At 40.6% G+C, this 20,687-nt stretch carries 19 protein-coding genes and 1 riboswitch; of the genes, 9 read left to right on the top strand and 10 right to left on the bottom strand.

Annotated features, from left to right (window positions below):
• Position 1: 1 nt before the first annotated feature.
• From leuC to PZ638_RS06005, 5 genes are all read left to right on the top strand, one after another.
• Entirely contained in the window at positions 2-1,405 is a 1,404-nt protein-coding gene (leuC, locus tag PZ638_RS06025) for a 3-isopropylmalate dehydratase large subunit (RefSeq protein WP_144140746.1), read from the top strand.
• A 7-nt stretch (positions 1,406-1,412) separates the two neighbouring features.
• Positions 1,413-2,018 carry a 3-isopropylmalate dehydratase small subunit gene (gene leuD / locus PZ638_RS06020; protein WP_164455285.1) on the top strand — a complete coding sequence of 202 codons (606 nt, stop codon included), beginning with the start codon at positions 1,413-1,415 and terminating at the stop codon, positions 2,016-2,018.
• A gap of 480 nt (positions 2,019-2,498) precedes the next feature.
• Positions 2,499-4,175: an HTH-type transcriptional regulator SgrR gene (gene sgrR / locus PZ638_RS06015; RefSeq protein ID WP_272674068.1), complete on the top strand. Its 1,677-nt coding sequence runs from the start codon at positions 2,499-2,501 to the stop codon at positions 4,173-4,175.
• Positions 4,176-4,741: 566 nt separating this feature from the next.
• Positions 4,742-5,425 (top strand): DNA mismatch repair endonuclease MutH, encoded by a 684-nt coding sequence (gene mutH / locus PZ638_RS06010; protein WP_036958529.1) that lies wholly within the window; start codon positions 4,742-4,744, stop codon positions 5,423-5,425.
• Between the two features lie 76 nt (positions 5,426-5,501).
• Complete coding sequence (locus PZ638_RS06005; protein ID WP_004262066.1) at positions 5,502-6,233, top strand: TerC family protein; 732 nt, start codon at positions 5,502-5,504, stop codon at positions 6,231-6,233.
• On the opposite strand, the gene PZ638_RS06000 is transcribed toward PZ638_RS06005, so the two are convergent.
• A complete protein-coding gene (locus tag PZ638_RS06000; protein ID WP_004262067.1) occupies positions 6,230-6,478 on the bottom strand; it encodes a hypothetical protein in 249 nt (82 codons plus the stop codon). The genes PZ638_RS06005 and PZ638_RS06000 overlap by 4 nt on opposite strands.
• Before the next feature lie 164 nt (positions 6,479-6,642).
• On the opposite strand from PZ638_RS06000, the gene PZ638_RS05995 reads away from it, so the two are divergent.
• Positions 6,643-7,518, top strand: coding sequence for an alpha/beta fold hydrolase (locus PZ638_RS05995; RefSeq protein WP_094961356.1), 876 nt, complete (start codon positions 6,643-6,645; stop codon positions 7,516-7,518).
• 63 nt (positions 7,519-7,581) lie between these two features.
• On the opposite strand, the gene PZ638_RS05990 is transcribed toward PZ638_RS05995, so the two are convergent.
• The 3 genes from PZ638_RS05990 to speA all read right to left on the bottom strand — a co-directional run bounded on the left by PZ638_RS05990 (position 7,582) and on the right by speA (position 11,799).
• Complete coding sequence (locus PZ638_RS05990) at positions 7,582-8,361, bottom strand: acetoin reductase (RefSeq protein WP_004262072.1); 780 nt, start codon at positions 8,359-8,361, stop codon at positions 7,582-7,584.
• Between the two features lie 336 nt (positions 8,362-8,697).
• A complete protein-coding gene (gene speB, locus PZ638_RS05985) occupies positions 8,698-9,618 on the bottom strand; it encodes an agmatinase (RefSeq protein WP_094961355.1) in 921 nt (306 codons plus the stop codon).
• 276 nt (positions 9,619-9,894) lie between these two features.
• Positions 9,895-11,799 (bottom strand): biosynthetic arginine decarboxylase, encoded by a 1,905-nt coding sequence (gene speA, locus PZ638_RS05980; RefSeq protein WP_112307307.1) that lies wholly within the window; start codon positions 11,797-11,799, stop codon positions 9,895-9,897.
• A gap of 719 nt (positions 11,800-12,518) precedes the next feature.
• Here speA and metK point away from each other — a divergent pair.
• Positions 12,519-13,670, top strand: coding sequence for a methionine adenosyltransferase (gene metK / locus PZ638_RS05975; protein ID WP_004262078.1), 1,152 nt, complete (start codon positions 12,519-12,521; stop codon positions 13,668-13,670).
• Positions 13,671-13,740: 70 nt separating this feature from the next.
• On the opposite strand, the gene PZ638_RS05970 is transcribed toward metK, so the two are convergent.
• Genes PZ638_RS05970 through PZ638_RS05960 form a run of 3 tightly spaced genes read right to left on the bottom strand, consistent with a single transcriptional unit; the run spans position 13,741 to position 14,921 of the window.
• Positions 13,741-14,151 (bottom strand): DUF6691 family protein, encoded by a 411-nt coding sequence (locus tag PZ638_RS05970; protein WP_004262080.1) that lies wholly within the window; start codon positions 14,149-14,151, stop codon positions 13,741-13,743.
• 4 nt (positions 14,152-14,155) lie between these two features.
• Positions 14,156-14,593 (bottom strand): YeeE/YedE family protein, encoded by a 438-nt coding sequence (locus tag PZ638_RS05965; protein WP_144140750.1) that lies wholly within the window; start codon positions 14,591-14,593, stop codon positions 14,156-14,158.
• A 1-nt stretch (position 14,594) separates the two neighbouring features.
• The gene (locus PZ638_RS05960; RefSeq protein WP_004262083.1) at positions 14,595-14,921 is read right to left on the bottom strand and encodes an ArsR/SmtB family transcription factor; all 327 of its coding nucleotides are present in this window, start codon (positions 14,919-14,921) and stop codon (positions 14,595-14,597) included.
• Positions 14,922-15,027: 106 nt separating this feature from the next.
• On the opposite strand from PZ638_RS05960, the gene PZ638_RS05955 reads away from it, so the two are divergent.
• The gene (locus PZ638_RS05955; protein ID WP_272674066.1) at positions 15,028-15,561 is read left to right on the top strand and encodes a SprT family zinc-dependent metalloprotease; all 534 of its coding nucleotides are present in this window, start codon (positions 15,028-15,030) and stop codon (positions 15,559-15,561) included.
• Positions 15,562-15,593: 32 nt separating this feature from the next.
• On the opposite strand, the gene PZ638_RS05950 is transcribed toward PZ638_RS05955, so the two are convergent.
• The gene (locus PZ638_RS05950; protein ID WP_004262087.1) at positions 15,594-16,664 is read right to left on the bottom strand and encodes a magnesium transporter; all 1,071 of its coding nucleotides are present in this window, start codon (positions 16,662-16,664) and stop codon (positions 15,594-15,596) included.
• 73 nt (positions 16,665-16,737) lie between these two features.
• Positions 16,738-16,909, bottom strand: a riboswitch (M-box (ykoK) riboswitch).
• A 586-nt stretch (positions 16,910-17,495) separates the two neighbouring features.
• On the opposite strand from PZ638_RS05950, the gene PZ638_RS05945 reads away from it, so the two are divergent.
• On the top strand, positions 17,496-17,732 hold the full coding sequence (locus tag PZ638_RS05945) for a HEAT repeat domain-containing protein (protein WP_047756882.1): 237 nt from the start codon (positions 17,496-17,498) through the stop codon (positions 17,730-17,732).
• A gap of 103 nt (positions 17,733-17,835) precedes the next feature.
• On the opposite strand, the gene hcr is transcribed toward PZ638_RS05945, so the two are convergent.
• Positions 17,836-18,840, bottom strand: coding sequence for an NADH oxidoreductase (hcr, locus tag PZ638_RS05940; RefSeq protein ID WP_036958472.1), 1,005 nt, complete (start codon positions 18,838-18,840; stop codon positions 17,836-17,838).
• A 75-nt stretch (positions 18,841-18,915) separates the two neighbouring features.
• On the bottom strand, positions 18,916-20,568 hold the full coding sequence (gene hcp / locus PZ638_RS05935) for a hydroxylamine reductase (RefSeq protein ID WP_272674064.1): 1,653 nt from the start codon (positions 20,566-20,568) through the stop codon (positions 18,916-18,918).
• Between the last annotated feature and the right edge of the window lie 119 nt (positions 20,569-20,687).

The raw sequence follows: 20,687 nt of genomic DNA, 5'->3' as shown, positions 1-20,687 counted from the left end.
CATGGCCAAGACTTTATATCAAAAATTGTATGATGCCCACGTTGTCCGTGAGGTCGAAAATGAAATCCCTTTGATTTATATCGATCGCCATTTGGTACATGAAGTGACATCACCTCAAGCGTTTGATGGTTTGAGAACTAAGAAACGTCCTTTACATCAACCAAGAAAAACTTTTGCCACAATGGATCACAATGTATCAACGCAAACCAAAGATATTAATGCGTGTGGCGATATGGCTCGTATTCAAATGCAAGAGTTGATGAAAAACTGTAAAGAGTTTGGCGTAACTTTATATGATTTGAATCACCCATACCAAGGTATTGTCCATGTGATGGGGCCTGAGCAAGGTATTACTTTACCCGGTATGACCATTGTATGTGGAGACTCCCACACCGCAACACACGGCGCATTTGGCTCATTAGCCTTTGGTATCGGAACATCTGAGGTTGAGCACGTGATGGCGACTCAAACGCTGAAACAAGCACGCGCTAAAACAATGAAAATTGAAGTCGTAGGCAAAGCTCCAGCAGGTATTACCGCAAAAGATATCGTTTTAGCGATTATCGGTACAACGGGCAGCGCAGGCGGTACTGGCTATATTGTTGAGTTTTGTGGTGAAGCTATCGAAAACTTAAGCATGGAAGGCCGCATGACGGTATGCAATATGGCAATTGAATTAGGCGCGAAAGCGGGAATTATCGCACCGGATGAAACCACTTTTGCCTATATGAAAGGTCGCCAATTTGCACCTAAAGGCCAACAATGGGACGATGCGGTTGCTTATTGGAAAACATTAAAAACGGATGATGATGCACAATTTGATAAAGTCATCACTATTCAAGCAAGTAGCATCGCGCCACAAGTCACTTGGGGAACCAACCCTGGGCAGGTGATTGCCATCAACCAGCCGATCCCTGCTCCTGAGTCATTTGCAGACCCTGTTGAACGAGCTTCCGCTGAAAAAGCATTAGCTTACATGGGGTTAGAGTCTGGCATTAAATTATCTGATGTCAAAATTGACAAAGTATTTATTGGTTCATGTACGAATTCACGTATTGAAGATTTACGTGCCGCTGCTGCAATTGCAAAAGGTAAAAAAGTGGCTAATGGCGTACAAGCTATTGTTGTTCCGGGATCTGGCCCTGTTAAGGCCCAAGCTGAGCAAGAAGGTTTAGATAAAATTTTCATTGAAGCGGGTTTTGAATGGCGTTTACCGGGTTGCTCTATGTGTTTAGCGATGAATAATGACCGCTTAAACCCTGGCGAACGCTGTGCATCAACCAGTAACCGTAACTTTGAAGGCCGCCAAGGTCGCGCAGGTCGTACTCACTTGGTTAGCCCAGCAATGGCAGCTGCCGCAGCGATTAATGGCCATTTTGCTGATGTACGTGATATTCAAATCTAAGGAGAAAATGATGGAAAAGTTTATTACACACGTCGGGATTGTCGCTCCTTTAGATGCAGCTAATGTGGATACTGATGCCATTATCCCTAAACAGTTTTTGCAAAAAGTGACTCGCACAGGTTTTGGGCAACACTTGTTTAATGACTGGCGCTTTTTAGATGAGAACGGGCAACAACCTAACCCTGATTTCGTCTTAAATAAGTCAGTTTTTAAAGGGGCCAGTATTTTATTAGCTCGCGAAAACTTTGGTTGCGGTTCATCCCGTGAGCACGCACCTTGGGCATTAACTGACTTTGGTATTCAAGTGGTTATCGCCCCAAGCTTTGCTGATATTTTTTATGGTAACTCGTTCAACAACCAATTATTACCAATCAAATTAAGTGAAACTGAAGTGGATGAGCTGTTTAACTATGTTAATAGCCATGAAGGTTGCCAGTTTACGGTAGACTTAGAAGCTCAAACCGTGACTGCTGGTGATAAAACCTATCATTTTGAAATTGATAGCTTCCGCCGCCACTGCATGATGAATGGCTTGGATAGTATTGGTTTGACGTTGCAGCATGTCGACCAGATCACCGATTTTGAAAGCAAGATTCCATCCTTTATGCAGTAAATCCTTTTCTACGCCTACTTTGGTGGGCGTAGTTCCTCTTTTAGCTCTAATTATCCAACTAAACCGCCTACTTCGCACCAAAAATGCGGAATTCATCCATCATTAAAAATTTACAATCCAAAATCACTTCCCCGTTAATATCTTCCTGTATAATTAATAACAAAATAAGATTTTTGCCTTTAACTGAACGATTTTTTCTAAATAGTTCGCACTGTAGCTAGGCGGTGAGAGAAGATATCTTGGGGAGCATACATAAGTATGTGACCCAAGTAGCTGAACGAAACCAACAACGCGACAGTGCGAAATATGACGAAAAAATAAAAAAAAGCCGGTAAAAACCGGCTCGGTGATAAACACCATTACTCTAAATGGGGGAGTCGGCCTGCAACATGCAGGCCAAACGAGCTACTTACTGCCTTCTATTATCGTGAGATTTTAGGAAATTAAAATTGATGTGTTTTTTGCCGGAGTTCCTCTTTTATGTCTAATTCGCGATTACAAACCCAATTCATTCGTCTCTGGCAACATTTTAAGGGCCAAGACAGTGAAACAACTCTGCAAGATATCGCTGATACACTATTTTGCTCTCGCCGTCATGTTCGGACGCTACTTAATAACATGCAGTCACAAGGTTGGCTCAGTTGGCAGGCTGAGTCTGGTCGAGGAAAACGCTCTACCCTTATTTTTCATGTTAATGGCTTAGAGCTACAACAGGCGCAGGCTGAACAACTACTCAAAGAAGAAAGTATTGAAAAACTTGTCGCCCTAGTGGGTGATAAGGAAACCATTCGCCAAATGGTATTGTCTGAACTGGAACGCAGCTATCGACAAGGTAAGAATTTACTACGGATTATTTATTATCGAGATTTCCCGACACTTCTTCCTGGTGCCCCCATGCGCCGCTCAGAAATACACTTGATGAGCCAAATTTTTAATGGCCTTACCCATATAAATGAGGAAAAAGGGGAAGTGGAAGATGGCCTTGCCCACCATTGGCAGCCCATCAGTGATACCCAATGGCGTTTCTATTTGCGCCCTGCTATTTATTTCCACCATGGACGAGAAATGGTTGCCGACGATATTATCTATTCCCTTTTACGCTTAAAAACCTGTTGGCCGCTATTTTCACATATACAATCCGTCAGCTCACCGCAACCTTATGTCATTGATATCATGTTAAGTGAGCCTGATAAGCAGCTACCTTGGTTGTTAGGTAGCCATCATGCGGCTATTTTACCGAAAGAGTGGGAGAGCCTCGAAAACTTTAGCCGTTGCCCTATCGGCACTGGCCCTTATCAAGTAGAAAAAAACTTGCCACAAAAGCTAACAATCACGGCTTTCGACCGCTATTTTGGCTATCGTGCACTGCTAGATGAAGTGACCATTTGGGTGGTCCCTGAACTTTCAGAACAAATGGTTTGCACGACATTAAAAATGGATGGTGACAAGCACCATAATGATTCACTTGAAAGCCGCATGGAAGAAGGCTGTTATTTCCTCTTAATGGATCAGCGCTCACCGGTTGCTCAGCGTGAAGATGTCCGTAAATGGTTATGTAGCTTTTTAACACCTGTCAACCTACTTGCCCATTGTGAACCGTTTTATCAGCGCCATTGGGCGCCAGCTTATGGCTTATTACTCCATTGGCATCATAGTAAAATGCTAACCTTGTTCCCTAAGCCTGAAGATTTGACTGAGCTGACTGTTACTTTTTATCGCAACCACCATGAGTTCTATGCGATTAGCCAAATTATGAAACGCGTGTTACAGACACAAGGCGTGGAGCTCAAGATTAATATCATTGATTATGATGATTGGTTTAATGGCAATGGGCAAAGTGATATTTGGTTAGCAACAGCTAACTTTTTTAAACCTCTTGAATTTTCTATCTTTGCTACCTTGTACGAAATGCCATTACTGCGCGAATGCCTTAATAACACTCTCCGCGATGAACTTAATCTATGGCGTAATAACCAATTAGATGTAGAAGCCTGGTGTGAAAGCTTAATTGACTCGCAAATTTTCCACCCTATTTTTCATCATTGGCTTGAACTACAAGGCCAAAAAACCATGCGCGGCGTACGGATGAATACCTTTGGCTGGTTTGATTTTAAATCTGCATGGTTTAAACCCTCTGAGGATAACCTAGCAAAATAATGATAGTTATAAACAGATAAAATGAATAATAAGGATGTTATTCACTTTTTCTGTGGATATCCATGTGAACAACCTCATGGTAATCAGGGTATATCCCCAAGCCACTTTTTTATCAAAAAAAAGAATAGTCAAATAATCATTGATAAATCAAAGAAGTAAATAACAAAAAAGCGTTTTATCCACTGGCTATTTTTCTAGCTAAAATACTTAAGACTTTAACTGAGCAAAGATCAAACAACGTTGTATTTATCCACAAGATATGTGCTCAACTTACTCATATTTTGTGATATTCGTCATAAAAACCGTTTAGTCAAGGCTGTAAATACACACAGTAATCTCTATTTTTCACAGTTATCCAGAAATCCTGTGGATAACCTAGTGCATGATCCTGTGATTATCTTGGGATGAACTTGAATAACCTCTGTTATAATTTATGACCTGGATGAATAAATAACATTATATCCCTATATATCAAATAGTTAAAAACATCAAAGAAAAAGTGTTATACTTCTTCAGTTCTATGTATTTTCACTGGCTACTTTTTATACATTAATATTCAAACCATGATGCCATTTATTGCGCCACCGCCACCTGATAACGAAGCAACCTTAATGGGTCGAGCGCAAGCCCTTGCTGGCTATACGCTTGGTGAGCTCGCCCAACATGCTGCTATCCCTATCCCTCCTGACCTCAAACGAGATAAAGGCTGGGTTGGTATGCTATTGGAATATTATTTAGGTGCGAGTGCGGGAAGCAAGGCAGAGCAAGATTTCGCTCATATTGGGATTGAATTAAAAACCATTCCTATTGACCGTTATGGTGCTCCACTCGAAACGACCTTTGTTTCTGTAGCACCATTAACGGGGAATAGTGGCTTAACATGGGAAAATAGCCATGTTCGCCGCAAACTATCCCGCATTTTATGGTTTCCTATCGAAGGGGAAAGGCAAATTCCACTCTCACAACGCAGAGTCGCAAACCCGTTAATCTGGAGCCCATCTCCCTTTGAAGAACAGTTACTAAGACAAGATTGGGAAGAGCTAATGGACCTCATTGTATTAGGCAAAGTGGAAAGTATCACTGCACGCCATGGGCAGGTATTACAGATCCGCCCTAAGGCCGCAAACAATAAGGCACTAACTGAAGCGATTGGTGAGTTCGGTCAACCGATTATGACGCTACCTCGTGGTTTTTATCTCAAAAAAGATTTTACCGCGCCCCTGTTAGCGCGGCATTTTAATCTAAGTTAGTCGCTAACCATCGCCTGTACCAAAGCAGACGATAAATTATTATCACTGTTTAATTTGTTAATTAGAAGGTACTAAGATGTTTGAATGGATACTGGACCCCAATGCTTGGATGGCACTCGCCACACTAACCATATTAGAAATTGTCCTAGGCATCGATAATATTATTTTCCTCAGTATTGTGGTGAGCAAGCTTCCAAGCCACCAGCAAAATAGTGCCAGACGGACAGGCCTTATTGCGGCAATGGTGATGCGCCTTGCGTTATTGGCTTCGATTGCTTGGTTATCACGCCTTACCACGCCGCTTTTCACTGTCGCAGACCATGTTGTATCCGCTCGCGATCTCATATTATGCGCAGGTGGGATCTTCCTTATTTGGAAAGCAAGCCAAGAAATTTTTGATACGATTGAAGGGGAAAGTGAAAATAATCTAGCAAATAAAAAAGTGAGCTCATTTTGGGGCGCTATCGTGCAAATTGCTTTATTAGACATTATCTTCAGTTTAGATTCCGTGATCACCGCAGTGGGGCTATCAGACCACTTATTTATCATGATGGCAGCGGTAGTCATCGCTGTACTCATTATGATGCTTGCGGCCAAACCCATTGGCGACTTTGTTGAGCGCTACCCCTCCGTAAAAATCTTAGCCTTATCGTTTTTGATTCTAGTTGGTTTCACTTTACTACTTGAAAGTGTTCAAGTTCACGTATCAAAAGGCTATATCTACTTTGCGATGTTCTTTTCCATGGCAGTACAAGTCCTTAATATCTTGCGCAGCAAAAAATGGAAAACCAGAAATCAAACTAATTAAGATGGTGACCTAACCGCCTGTTTAGCCGCTAAAATAGCCCCCTCTACCGCTTTTTTTGCTTGCGGGCTATTTTTCCAGCAACTTGAACCTGTCAATGCAGCACCAGAAATTAAAATTTCATCGTAAGATGCTTCACTCAGTTGTGCGAGTGAGCTAAAACCCATTTGTTCTAAGCGGCTAATCACCATGGGACCGACACCTTTAACGGCCAACAAAATCTGCTTTTCTGATTCGGAAAATGCCATTTTACTCTTCTCTTTGTTAATGAATTGATGTTTATTACGCTAATATTTTGCATTTTACCTATTTAATACTTTAAAATTGTAACTATAACAATGCCAGTTTTAATAATTATTAACTGACCTATCTTATCACCCAATCTGTACCTGCTCTGTGTTAGGAATTCACCATGTATAACGTTCCACTAACCAACCTGAATCAACACACGATGAAATTACCTGATAGCCGTCTATTTTGCTGGTTCGAATCAGGTCCTAAAACAGGTTTTCCTGTTATTTTTTGTACTGGAGCGGGAATGAGTGGTTCATTAGGGTTTGGTTTGGATTTACTCGAAAAACTAAATATTCGTTTAATTGTTCCTGAACGCGCGGGTCTTGGTGAGTCAACATTTCACCCTGAAAAATCATTGAAAAGCTTTGCTATGGATGTTCAAGCCCTACTAGATGAACAATCTATTACTCAATTTTCAGTTGTCGGTTTTTCTCAAGGCGCCGTTTTTGCCATGGCCGTCGCCCACTATTGCCAACCTATTTCACTGTCTATCGTGTCAGGACAAGACCAATTTGAATACCCTGCAACTCGTGCGGTACTCAGTGCTGATGTTGTGAACATGCAAGAACAAGCCCTTAACACCCCTAAAGCGCTGTCTGATTGGTTATTAAAAAATGTCACTGGTGAGTGGTTATTAGCATTTATTCTTAATTGCAGCGCAGAAATAGACCAGCAACTCTATAATGAAGAACATTTCCTTGAGGCATATAGCCATTGCATGCGACGTGCTTTCGCCCAAGGCAACCAAGGTTATGTTCAAGACTTATTAATTGCATTACAGAAATGGGAATTCACCCCTGAAACGACCCGCGTGCCAGTCTCTTTATGGTATGGCGAACTCGATATGAGCACAGTTCATTCCCCTGATTTTGGCAAAATATTAGCCAGCCGTTTTCCCAATTGCCAACATCATTTATTAAGTGATGAGGGAGGCTCCCTACTTTGGACACAAGCAGAAGCTATTTTAGCCGATATTCAACAGCACACTGCATAAGCAAAAACCGCGATGAGTCATTCATCGCGGCTATTATTTACACCTTAGATTCACATAAGTGAATTAACGGTACACAATCCCGCCATCAGTCAAAATAGATTGACCAGTAATATAGTCAGAATCATCACTCGCTAAGAATGCAACCAAACCAGCCACATCATCTGGCGTTTGCGCACGACCTAATGCGATGCCTTCGACATATTTTTTATAGGTTTCACCTTTTGGCGTACCGGTGATTTCAGAGAAGCGCTCATCAATCTCTACCCACATATCTGTTCCAACAATACCTGGGCAATAAGCATTCACAGTTATACCTGAACTTGCATACTCTTTTGCAGCCGCTTGAGTTAATGCACGTACCGCAAATTTTGTAGCGGAGTAAACTCCTAACATTGCAAAACCATCATGTCCTGCAATAGAGGAGGCGTTGATGATTTTTCCTTTTTGTTTACGTTCTTGGAATTTTTCACTGGCAGCTTGAATTCCCCACATGGTTCCATCTACGTTGATTTTGAAGATTAAATCCATATCTTCTTGGCGAACATCAGCGATTGGCTTAACTTGTGCAATCCCTGCGTTATTAATCATTACATCAAAACCACCTAACTCAGCTTCTGCATGAGCCACCGCAGCAAAAACTTGGTCACGTTGACTGATATCTGCGGCAAATGTTGTTACTTTACGGCCTAAAGCTTCAATTTCTTTGGCAACATCTTGGAGCTTGTCTTTTTTCAAATCTACCAGTGCGATATCAGCCCCTTCTTTCGCTAAACGTAATGCGATACCACGGCCAATCCCTTGAGCTGCACCAGTAACTAAAATAACTTTATTATTTAACGCCATACTTATCTCCTACTGAGTAATAGCCAAATTGACTAGTTCACCTTTAATATTAAGTTAGCAACAATAACAATAAGTTACAAAGCAATGATTTTACTCTAACATTTAATATTTATAAAAAATATTACACTATTAACATGGTGAATATATTTTTTTTACCGTAGAAAAAAGCATATATACGTAAATTACAAGATTATTGTTAATAAAAATCATTCTCAACTCAATAAACAAAAAGTGCGATTCCTTCATTTTCAGTATAAATAATAATCACATAGATAAATTGTGGATATAAAAAAGCCACCAATCGGTGGCTTCTTGATACAGTAAAATATAAATAACTTATTTTTTAGCAGCTTGGATATACAGCATTTCTAATGCAATAGACGCTGCGGCGAGTGCCGTGATTTCAGATTGGTCATAAGCCGGAGCCACTTCGACTAAATCCATACCCACGATGTTTAAAGACTGTATTCCACGCAATAATTTCAATGCACGATCTGACGTTAAACCACCAATAACAGGGGTTCCTGTCCCCGGCGCAAACGCTGGATCAAGGCAGTCAATATCGAAAGTCAAGTAAACAGGTAGGTCGCCAACAATCTCTTTGATTTGCGCAACCATATCATCCACACTACGATCATTCACCTGACCTGCATCCAATACAGTAAAGCCATTGTCGCTGTCATGTTCGGTACGAATACCAATTTGTACTGAATGATTTGGGTCGATCAGACCTTCTTTTGGTGCATGATAGAACATGGTTCCGTGGTCAAATTTGCTACCATTGCCATAGGTGTCCGTGTGTGCATCGAAATGAACTAAGGCCATTTTACCAAAGTGTTTCGCATGAGCTCGCAGCAATGGCAGTGTAACGAAATGGTCACCACCAAAGGTCAAGCAACGTTTACCTGATTCAAGTAGTTTTTCAGTGTGTGCTTGCAGCTTGTCACTCATGTCTTGCGCATCACCAAAAGCAAATACCACATCACCACAGTCAACAACATTCAAACGGTCTGTTAACTTGAAATTCCAAGGCCAGCGGTGGCTTTCCCATGCAAGATTTGTGGAAACTTGGCGAATTGCGGCTGGCCCATGACGACTACCTGCACGACCTGAAGTTGCCATATCGAAGGGTACACCGGTGATCACCCACTCTGCATCTGAACTATAAGGCTGAAAATTCAGCGGGAAACGTAAGAAACCAAATGCGTTAGAAACCAGTGAATTATCAACTTGATTGCCTAAAGTACTATTTATCATTTCTGTTCCTCAAAATAGGCCTGCCCGTTAGCAAGCCCTTTTAATATTCGATTCGAATCGTTCTACCTAAATCAACTTCGCACAGTATAAATAATAAACAAATCATGTTATTTGCACAAAGTTATTATCTGTTCAGTATCTTAATGCGCTAAATAGTTCGTGCTGTCGCTAGACGGCAAAATGAGCCAATCCCTAGGAGCATACACAAGTATGTGACTAGGGTTGGCAAATGCAGCCAACAACGCGACGGTGCGAAATATAACGCGCATTGAGCATTTATTCGTCTTCTAAATAAGTATACCCATACAAACCATTCTCGAACTCAGCGACAAAGTCTTTTTGTAACTGCTCACTCAAGCCTGTCCCTTTTACTTGCTCTGTGAAGCTTTCTAATAGGACTTCTGGGACTAATTTGACGTATTGCAGCATATCTGCGACAGAATCGCCCTCTTCACTTTGCAAGTAACGCAGATTACCTTGGCTATCAACCCAGACATCTATTGCTGCGGTATCACCAAACAGATTATGCATATTACCTAAAATTTCTTGGTATGCCCCAATCATAAAGAAACCTATCATTGGTGGGTTTTCTGGGTCATATGCAGGCATTGGCATTGTGGTTTCAACGCCATCACCATCAACGTAATGGTCAATAATACCGTCTGAGTCACAGGTGATATCTAACAGTACTGCACGACGGTCTAATGGTTTATCTAACCCTTCAATCGGTAATACTGGGAACACTTGATCAATTCCCCAAGAGTCTGGTAGCGATTGGAATAAGGAAAAATTCACATAAAACTTATCAGCCATGCGCTCTTGGAGTTCGTCGATTATCGGACGATGAGCACGATTACTTGGATCTAAATCCTGTTGAATACGGCGGCAAATATTTAGGTATAACTCTTCTGCCCATGCACGTTGGGTCAAATCTAACACACCATGAGCATATTGAGTGTGCGCTTCTTGTAAGTCGAACTGGCTATCATGCAACCATTCGCGTAATGAACGGCTATTACCTTGGTGCTGCATTGACTCCCACGTTTCCCATAAGGAAATTAATGAACGTGGCGCATCTTCATGAGGCGGTGTTGTTTTGGTAAATTCATTACGTTCAACCCCAATCACATTGGACACTAACACCGTATGGTGCGCTGTCAACGCACGGCCTGATTCCGTAATTACCGTTGGATGTGGTAAATCAAACTCTTCACACGCATCCCCAATCGCCCAAATGACATTGTTGGCATATTCATTTAAGCCATAGTTGACTGAGCAATCGGATTGAGAGCGAGTACCTTCATAGTCAACACCTAGGCCACCACCCACATCAAAGCACTGAATGTTGACTCCTAGGCGATGCAATTCAACATAAAAACGGGCTGATTCACGGACACCGGTTGCGATATCACGAATATTAGCCATCTGGGAGCCTAAATGGAAATGAAGCAACTGCAGGCTATCTAGGCGATTAGCATTGCGTAAAATTTCCACTAATTGCAGTACTTGAGTTGCAGCCAAACCAAATTTAGATTTTTCACCGCCACTTGCCTGCCATTTACCTGAGCCTTGGGAAGCCAAACGGGCACGAACCCCTAAGCGTGGCGTGACATTTAAGCTTTCCGCTTCTGCCAATACCATCTCAATCTCAGACATTTTTTCGATAACAAGGTAAACCTTGTGACCCAATTTTTCCCCAATTAATGCTAATCGGATATATTCACGGTCTTTATATCCATTACAGACGATAACGGTTTGTGTTTTACCTGCGTTCGCTAAAACGGCCATTAATTCAGCTTTTGAACCCGCTTCAAGCCCTAACGGTTCCCCAGAATTAACCAGTGATTCAATGACTCGGCGTTGCTGGTTAACTTTTATTGGATAAACCAGGAAATAATCGCCTTTATAGCCATAAGACTCACGTGCACGTCTAAATGCTGCGTTTATTGAACGTAAACGGTGCTGCAAGATTTGCGGGAAACAAAACAGTGCAGGCAAGCGTAAATGCTCCTGCTCTTCTTTAACCTGATTAACGAGGTCAGCTAAATCAACAAAGGTGTCAGGGTTCTCAGGGTTCGGGCAAACACAGACATTTCCGCGCTCATTCACCTGATAGTAACCACCACCCCAATACGCGATGTTGTACGTCTGACGCATTTTGCGAGCGATATTATCATTCATAATAAACTCCTTTTATGGAGGGGTGAGTGACGCGTTCTCCTTCCTGATGTATGTCAGTGAAGACATAACACTGCAAGGCAGTTATGTCGGGGAAACGGCAATACTCAGATTTTAATAAAAAGTGCTTAGAACTTCTAAACAGTGACAATATACGACCTTAAGCTGACAGATTAATGACTCAGCCTCGAAGGTGTATTAAAGATGTGACGGTAACTTCGTGATGAAGTAAAGAATGACAGGAAAGTAAATGCCAAAGTCACGCGGCGATCCGCATATGACGGTTGGATACTGTTATTCAGTAGATTATGGATCATTACCCATTAACCCCCAATATAACTGTTTACCCCTTTAAAATTTCAATGTGGTAGCACTATTTTGGCAGTTTGACCTGTTGATTTAAGCTATATCACCTTATTTTTTATTGAAATTCAAAAGTTTATAAACATTCCTGATAGATAGCAGAAGTTTTATATTATTCTGCTGGTATATAACGGGAAATAACAACCATCCGTTACGGTCGCAGTTTATACATCTATTGCGCTCAAAAAGCAAAACCAAAATGACTAAATTGCGATAAAACTTTACCAATGGTTGTTTTATGTCTCTATTCGTTTTTTATATAAATACAGGTAGAAATTTTTACTGTATGGGACTAAAATAGCCGTCTAGATGTTAAAACATCCAATTATAAATTTGCGAATTCTTAAGGTATTAATCTCATGGCTACACATCTCTTTACTTCTGAGTCTGTATCAGAAGGGCATCCAGATAAAATTGCTGATCAAATCTCTGACGCAGTACTTGATGCTATTCTGGAACAAGACCCGAAAGCTCGCGTTGCCTGCGAAACCTACGTCAAAACAGGTATGGTAATGGTCGGGGGAGAAATCACCACCAGTGCTTGGGTTGATATTGAAGAAATCACGCGCAAAACTGTTCGCGAAATTGGCTACACCAGTTCCGAAATGGGCTTCGATGCCAATTCATGTGCCGTTTTAAGTGCGATTGGTAAACAGTCGCCCGATATCAATCAAGGTGTTGACCGTGTTGACCCATCAGAACAAGGTGCTGGTGACCAAGGCCTAATGTTTGGTTATGCAACCAACGAAACTGATGTATTAATGCCTGCTCCTATTACTTATGCACACCGCTTAGTTCAACGCCAAGCAGATGTCCGTAAAAATGGCACATTGCCATGGTTACGCCCAGATGCAAAAAGTCAGGTTACTTTCCAATATGACAATAATAAAATTGTCGGTATTGACGCTGTTGTTTTATCTACTCAGCATTCTGAAGATATTCAACAAAAAGACCTGCATGAAGCCGTGATGGAAGAAATCATCAAGCCAGTCCTACCGGCAGAATGGTTATCAAAAGATACAAAATACTTTATTAACCCAACGGGTCGCTTTGTTATCGGTGGTCCTATGGGTGACTGTGGTTTAACAGGCCGTAAAATTATTGTAGATACTTACGGCGGTATGGCTCGCCATGGTGGTGGGGCATTCTCTGGTAAAGACCCGTCAAAAGTTGACCGTTCAGCAGCCTATGCAGCACGTTACGTGGCAAAAAACATTGTTGCCGCGGGCCTTGCTGACCGTTGTGAAATCCAAGTTTCTTACGCTATCGGCGTGGCAGAACCGACATCGATTATGGTAGAAACCTTTGGAACAGGTAAAGTTGATGAGTCATTATTGATTCAATTAGTTCGTGAATTCTTTGATTTACGCCCTTATGGCTTAATCAAAATGCTTGATTTATTACACCCGATTTACCAACAAACTGCTTCATATGGCCATTTTGGTCGTTCTCAGTTCCCTTGGGAAAAAACTGACAAAGCTGAAGCATTGCGTGCCGCTGCAGGCCTGTAATCTCTTTAGTCAATAAGTCACATACAAAAACCCATCAAATGATGGGTTTTTTATTGCTCACAATGAGCGATTAATTTTTTTGCGTAAACTGGAAGATAGCCATCCCCGCAACCATTGCTAATGTAAATATTATCCCTTGTGTCAATCCCATTCCTGTTAACAATAATGCAGGTCCTGGGCAAATCCCCGCTAACCCCCACCCCACACCAAATAATACACTTCCGGTGACTAGTTTTTTATCTATCGTTTGATTGGTAGGAATTTGCAATGGGCAATTAAGTACACTAACAGAGCGTTTTTTAACCCCTAAGAAAGCAATACCACTGATTACCATTCCAACTGCCATCGTAATTAATAAAGAAGGATCCCACGTTCCCGTAATATCTAAAAATGCCAAAATTTTTGCTGGATTTCCCATCCCGGCAATGACCAATCCTAAACCAAACAGTATCCCTGAAATTAATGCGATAAGAATAGGCATTGCTTTATCTCCCTATCCCATAATGGTTGGCTAGTGCGACTGTCGCAAAAGCAACAATCATAAAGACTAATACTGCAACAATTGAACGACGGGATAACCTTGCCATACCGCAGATCCCATGACCGCTAGTACAGCCACTTCCCAGTCGTGAGCCAAAACCGACAAATAACCCAGCTAATACTAAAATAGGTGTGCTGGTCGCAATGTTAACTTCTGGTGTATACGCCAACCAAGTAAACAACGTTGGGGCGCTCATCAAACCAATAATAAATGCCAATTTCCATGCAGTATCCCCCTTAGCTGGTTTCAATAACCCGCCTAAAATACCGCTGATACCTGCAATACGACCGTTAAACACTAATAAAATTGCTGCGGCTAAGCCAATCAACACACCGCCAATCGCGGCAGAAAGTGGCGTAAAATTAGCCCAATCTATTGTCATTTCATTTCTCCTTCACAGGGCAATAAAGCTGATATAACGTATTGAGCAACGTAAATAATTTTTCATCTGCTATCGCATAGTAAATGCGCTTTCCTTCTCGACGCGTCATCACTAAGCCTTCATTACGCAATACTGTTAATTGTTGAGAGAGTGTCGGTTGTAATATTCCTAACTGCTCTTCTAACTCGCTAACGCAGGCTTCACCCTGTGTTAATTGGCATAATAAAATTAAGCGATCTGGATTCCCTAGTGTTTTCAATAATGAAGCCGTTTCTGATGCGGCCTGCTTCATCGCTAACAGTTGCTGTTCAGAGGTATTATTGGGCATATGTTATTTCTAGTTAATATTATATAAAAATACAATATATGTTTTTATATAATTACTGTCAATTATTGCTTGTTTATGTCCATTACCTTCACGTATCCTTTACCCCATGAAAACAATCCGTGTTCCACTCTTTTTACAGCAACAAGTCATGCGCACATTGCGAGAAAAACTCGCACTTGCAGAACACAAACTCGAACAGTCATTTTCAGAGCCAACGGTTAATTACAAACAACGGGGGACAACTGCGGGTAGTGCTTACTTAAAAGAATGGGAAATTCGCCTTAACCCCAGTTTACTTATCGAAAATGCAGAGCAATTTATTGATGAGGTTGTGCCTCATGAATTAGCGCATTTGTTGGTTTTTCATGTATTTGGCCGCAAAGGTATCGCACCTCATGGCAAAGAATGGAAATGGATGATGCAACACGTACTGGAAGTCACGGCGAAACGTACGCACAACTTTGCGGTTACAACAGTAAAAAGTAAAACATTTCTCTACCGTTGTGCCTGTGAAGTGTCCCATGAATTAACCATACGCCGCCACAACAAAGTACTACGTGGTGAAAACCAATATTTATGCCGAAAATGTGGAGAAGTATTGAAACAAGAAGGGATTTCTGTCGCTGCGGCAGAAAATTAGACTTTCTGCCGCATCAAGTTTGAGGTGTGCGCTTAAGCAAACTCCGTCATCACTAATTTTGCGATTTCAAAGTAGATAATTAAGCCTGTACCATCAATGAAAGTTGCAATGAACGGGGCAGAAACAACTGCTGGGTCCACTTTCATTTTCTTCAATACCATTGGAATGATTGAAGAAACAATCGCACTCCACATTGTAATGGCAACGATGGTTAAGCTAACCACAATAGTCACTTCGTGGCCAACACCTAAAATCCATGCACGAATTAATGCCGCACCACCGATGGTCACCGCTACTAAAAATGAGGTAGAAACCTCTTTCTTCAGTACGGTACCAAGGTTACGTAAACTCACCTCACCCAGTGCCATAGCACGGACTAATGTTGATGTAATTTGTGTTCCACTATTACCGCCTGTACCAATCAACAGCGGAATGAAAAACGCTAACGAAATTGCGGCTTCGAGTTGTTCTTCAAATGCTTTTAATACAGTTCCTGTATACGCTTCGGCCACAAATAGCATCAACAACCAAACGACACGTTTACGCCATAAAGTTACAGGGCTTGTCGTTAAGTAGGGCTCATCTAATGGGGTGGTAGCGCCTTGTAGCTGCGCATCAAGTGTATTCTCATCTTCAATCAGTTCGGCGATATCTTGCGGACGCAAAACACCCATTAATTTGCCAAATTGCACCACAGGTATCATATCTAAACCGCTATGATTAATCAGATCATAAACATCATGACGTGATTGTTCTGGGGCAACAGAAAAATAATTGTGTCGCATGATATCAGACACTAATAAATTTTCAGGTGAAGCTAATAATGATTTAACTGAAAGAATGCCATTTAAATAATTGTCATTGTCGACAACAAATAAATAGGTTGGGATTTGCTCGCCATCAAGGTGTTCAATAAGATTTTTTTTCACGCAAGCTATTGAGTCTGCGACAGATACTGGCAAATATGATTGACTCATATAAGCGCTGACTGTTGCATCATCAACTTTTGCTGGCTGTGTGTTATTGTCTTTGAGGCGTGCGCCTTTCATTGCGGATTGAGCAATAGCAACTGCTCCCGCTTTGTTCTGGGTAGTGAATGTCATTTTTTTAGTCCCTATTACTGTTGGTTACTCAAACAGTACTCACATAGGGGCGAAACCAGATGAGAGAATGCGAAAGCTATCTCTTCGTCTCGGTTTTAGCACTATACAACGTATCCTGACTTAGCAGGAAGTTACATGGGGATATACCTTCGGTCGATATATCCTGTCCTAATCTTGGGCGTCTCTCGACGTCGTCAGATCAGTAACCTATGTTTGTATAGGAGCCTCGCCTAACGAGATACTGCACTTTGGATGCGGCGCGAATTATACCCATTGGTGAATTAATTGCCACCCTATATCTACGTTTTTTTACGCATGGAAAACTTATTGTTTAGGTTCCGTTTAAGTTTATATTAAATATATCTTTATAAAGTAACAAAATGTAACTAATAATAAGAATGAATATTAGAATTGAAGTAAATATATTTATTTACTTATCAATAACCAACCCTTTGAGAAATCAAAGTATCATTTGTAATATTATTTAGTAAACCTTACCGATAATTAATCAAAACTTAATTCTCTATTTACCGTACAATACAAAAAAAACAATATAAAGGAGTAAGCCCAATTTAATATAATTAAAACGCTTTATTAGAGTACAAGTAATCACTAATATCAGTCATTAGTTGGTTTTTTATATTAAAAATAAGCCAGCAAACAAATAATGAAGTAAGAAAATACACTTAAGGCATTATTTAATTCGAAATTATCATTAAAAAGCATTCTTTTAAATTGTTAATATTTAATTGCAGATATCAATTTAGTATTAAATATTACAAGAATTATCTTAGAATATTTTTTATTTTATATAACAGTGAAAGTTTTATTATGGATAAAGTAATTGTTGGAATGTTAACGAAACTAACATTTCGCGTAAACGATGAAATCAAAATTGCTGCCATTTCTGCTTTAGGTGATTTCAAAGCAACGATTGAATATAATGATGCCATCATACGAATCATAGACTTATGTCAGGACCCAAACAAAGAGGTTGCTGTATCAGCGATTAATACATTAAGTAAATTATCTATTTATTTTTTAAATAGCTCACTACCGAAACATTAATTGCACTCTCATTTTGAGTATTGTAAATAATTACTATGATTTATTTTAAATAATACTGTCCCATTAATACTCTAATGAGACAGTTTGCACATGTTATATAATTTTACGCTATTTCAGTGTCACCCTGTAATTGGCAACTACAAGCTAAAACATAGCCCTCAGCTATTTCTGCTTCAGTTAATGTCATTGTGCTTGTTGTTGTGTATTTACCTGATAACACTTTTGTTTTACAGCTTCCACAAACCCCTGCTCGGCAAGCTGCAATAACGGGCTGTTTATTTTGCTCCAGTGCAGATAATAAAGAAGTACCTACAGGGACTTTAAAGTCGACCAATCGTTGACGGATTTTTAATGTAAGAATATCTTCACTATCAACAACCTCTGGTTCAGTTGAAAAACGCTCCATAAAAAAATGTTCAGCAGGGACGCCTAAATTAGCAGCAAATTGCTGTGCATTTTTCATATAAGGCACAGGCCCACACGTCATCACAATTCGTGAATCAATATCTGGTACTAACGCTTTCAATTTCTCTTCAGTTAAACGTCCTTGTGCAATATCGCCATTATCTGGTGTTTCTGCCATAACACACAATTGCAACCGCTCTGGATATAAGCGGACGAGTTTTTGCCATTCCTCGGCAAAAATAACTTGTTTATCATCGCGAACATTGAATAGTACTTTTACATGGGAGCTCGGGCGGTTCACCATCAGCCAACGTGTCATTGACATAATTGGTGTCACACCACATCCAGCAGCTAACATCAAATACTCAGTGTTTTTTAGATTAGCGCAGGTGAATTCCCCTTGCGCTTCAGAAAGCCAAAGATAGTCACCTTCTTTAACCGAACGTGTTAACCAATTTGACCCTTCACCATCGTCTAACCGCCTGACAGTAATGGAAATAAAACGACTTTGCCCCGGTGATGATGAAAGAGTATAAGCACGCATGACATCATCACTATTTTTAATGCTGACCAAAGCATATTGACCAGGTGAATATGTATAAAAATCATGATTGATAAGGTTGATTGTCCAGACATCTGATGTTTCTTGAATAATAGAATGAACTTGCATTCTATTTGGACATAAACTGCTTGGCATGGTCATCGCGCTACTCCTTTAAAGGGGGTCGCAGCCCCCATCTTTCACATCGTTTTTAAGCTTTTTCTATCGGTTTATTGATCATGCAGGTAAAATTTCTGCCAGATCTTGCTCAACTGTCGTAATACTACGCATACCAAACTTCTCATTTAGCACATTTAATAAGTTTTCAGTTAAGAAACCAGGTGCTGTTGGGCCGGTGTAAATATTTTTCACACCCAACGCTAATAATGTTAAAAGGATAACAATCGCTTTTTGCTCAAACCAAGATAGAATCAGACTCAATGGCAAGTCATTAATACCACAACCAAGTTTCTCTGATAGATTCACCGCAAGCATAATGGCAGAATATGCATCGTTACATTGGCCCACATCCAGTAAGCGTGGTAGCCCTTCTAATGTGCCAAAATCTAATTTATTAAAACGATACTTACCACATGCGAGTGTAAGGATTAAGCAATCTTCAGGTACACTACGGGCAAAATCCGTATAATAGCTACGTTCGCCACGGCTACCATCACAACCACCAACAAGGAATACGTGACGTAGTTTTTTCTGTGAAACTAAATCAATCACCGCGTCTGCCGCACCTAACAGTGTTTGACGACCGAAACCAACCGTAATTTTGTGCTCGATTTCGGTATACGGGAAACCGGCAAGTGACTGAGCTTGAGCAATCATTGCAGAAAAATCATCACCCACTAAATGTTTTGCACCCGGCCAACCCACAATACTACGCGTCCAGATACGGTCTTTATAATCACCGACATCAGGGTCAATAATACAGTTAGAGGTCATCAAGATAGACCCAGGGAATTTTGCAAATTCCACTTGCTGATTTTGCCAACCGCTACCATAGTTACCGACTAAATGAGGGTATTTTTTCAGTTCTGGGTAACCATGTGCTGGCAGCATTTCGCCGTGGGTATAAACATTGATACCCGTACCTTCAGTTTGTTCTAACAACATTTTTAAGTCTTTCAGGTCATGACCTGAAATTAAAATACATTTCCCTGCGACTGGACGAACGTTGACTTCCGTTGGCGTTGGGTGACCAAATTCGCTCGTTTCACCTGTATCCAAAATTTCCATGACCTTGAAATTCATTAGACCAATTGCCATGGCATTATCAAGCAGTTCATTCATATCCGATGGCAATGTTCCAAGCCAAGCCATAATTTCATGATATTGGCCATAAACCTCATTATCATACTGACCTAAAACATGGGCGTGTTCCATATAGGCTGCCGCCCCTTTTAAGCCATATAGGCATAACATACGTAAACCGTGAATGTCTTCGCCGACTTCAGCTTTATCAATATCTAATGAAAATTGAGCCGCTTGTGCCTGTAAGGTTGGAATGTCAGTACCATTTAATTGCAAATTAATTAATGGATGATTGAAAGCCACTACACTATTCACGGATTGGCAATGTTTTATTAATTTATCACGTAAATAAATAGCTTCACGGGCGTAACCGATAATACGCTCTGAATCAAAATTGACGTTGGTTAAAGTAGAGAAAAATGCGCGCGGAGCAAAACTATCAATATCATGGTCAATAATACCCAGTGAGCGGGCAGTGACTGCACTTGCAGATAAGCTTTGCAATACAGCAACTAATAAATCTTGTAGGTCAGAAGTTTCTGCTGTTTTACCGCACATACCCTGCGCGTATGCACAGCCATTACCAGCTGGAGTTCTAATTGTTTGTTCACATTGCACACAGTACATGTTGTTCGCCTCTTAAAGTTGCATTTCAAATACAACATTAAGACTACGCTCTTTATTAGAATAAAAAAGTGGAATTATTCATTATCTAATGGTTTATTGATCTATATTAATATTCATTG

Source organism: Providencia hangzhouensis (assembly GCF_029193595.2).
Classification (GTDB): domain Bacteria; phylum Pseudomonadota; class Gammaproteobacteria; order Enterobacterales; family Enterobacteriaceae; genus Providencia; species Providencia hangzhouensis.
The sequence above is the reverse complement of the archived record's forward strand: the minus strand, read 5'-3'. Positions and strand labels throughout refer to the sequence as shown.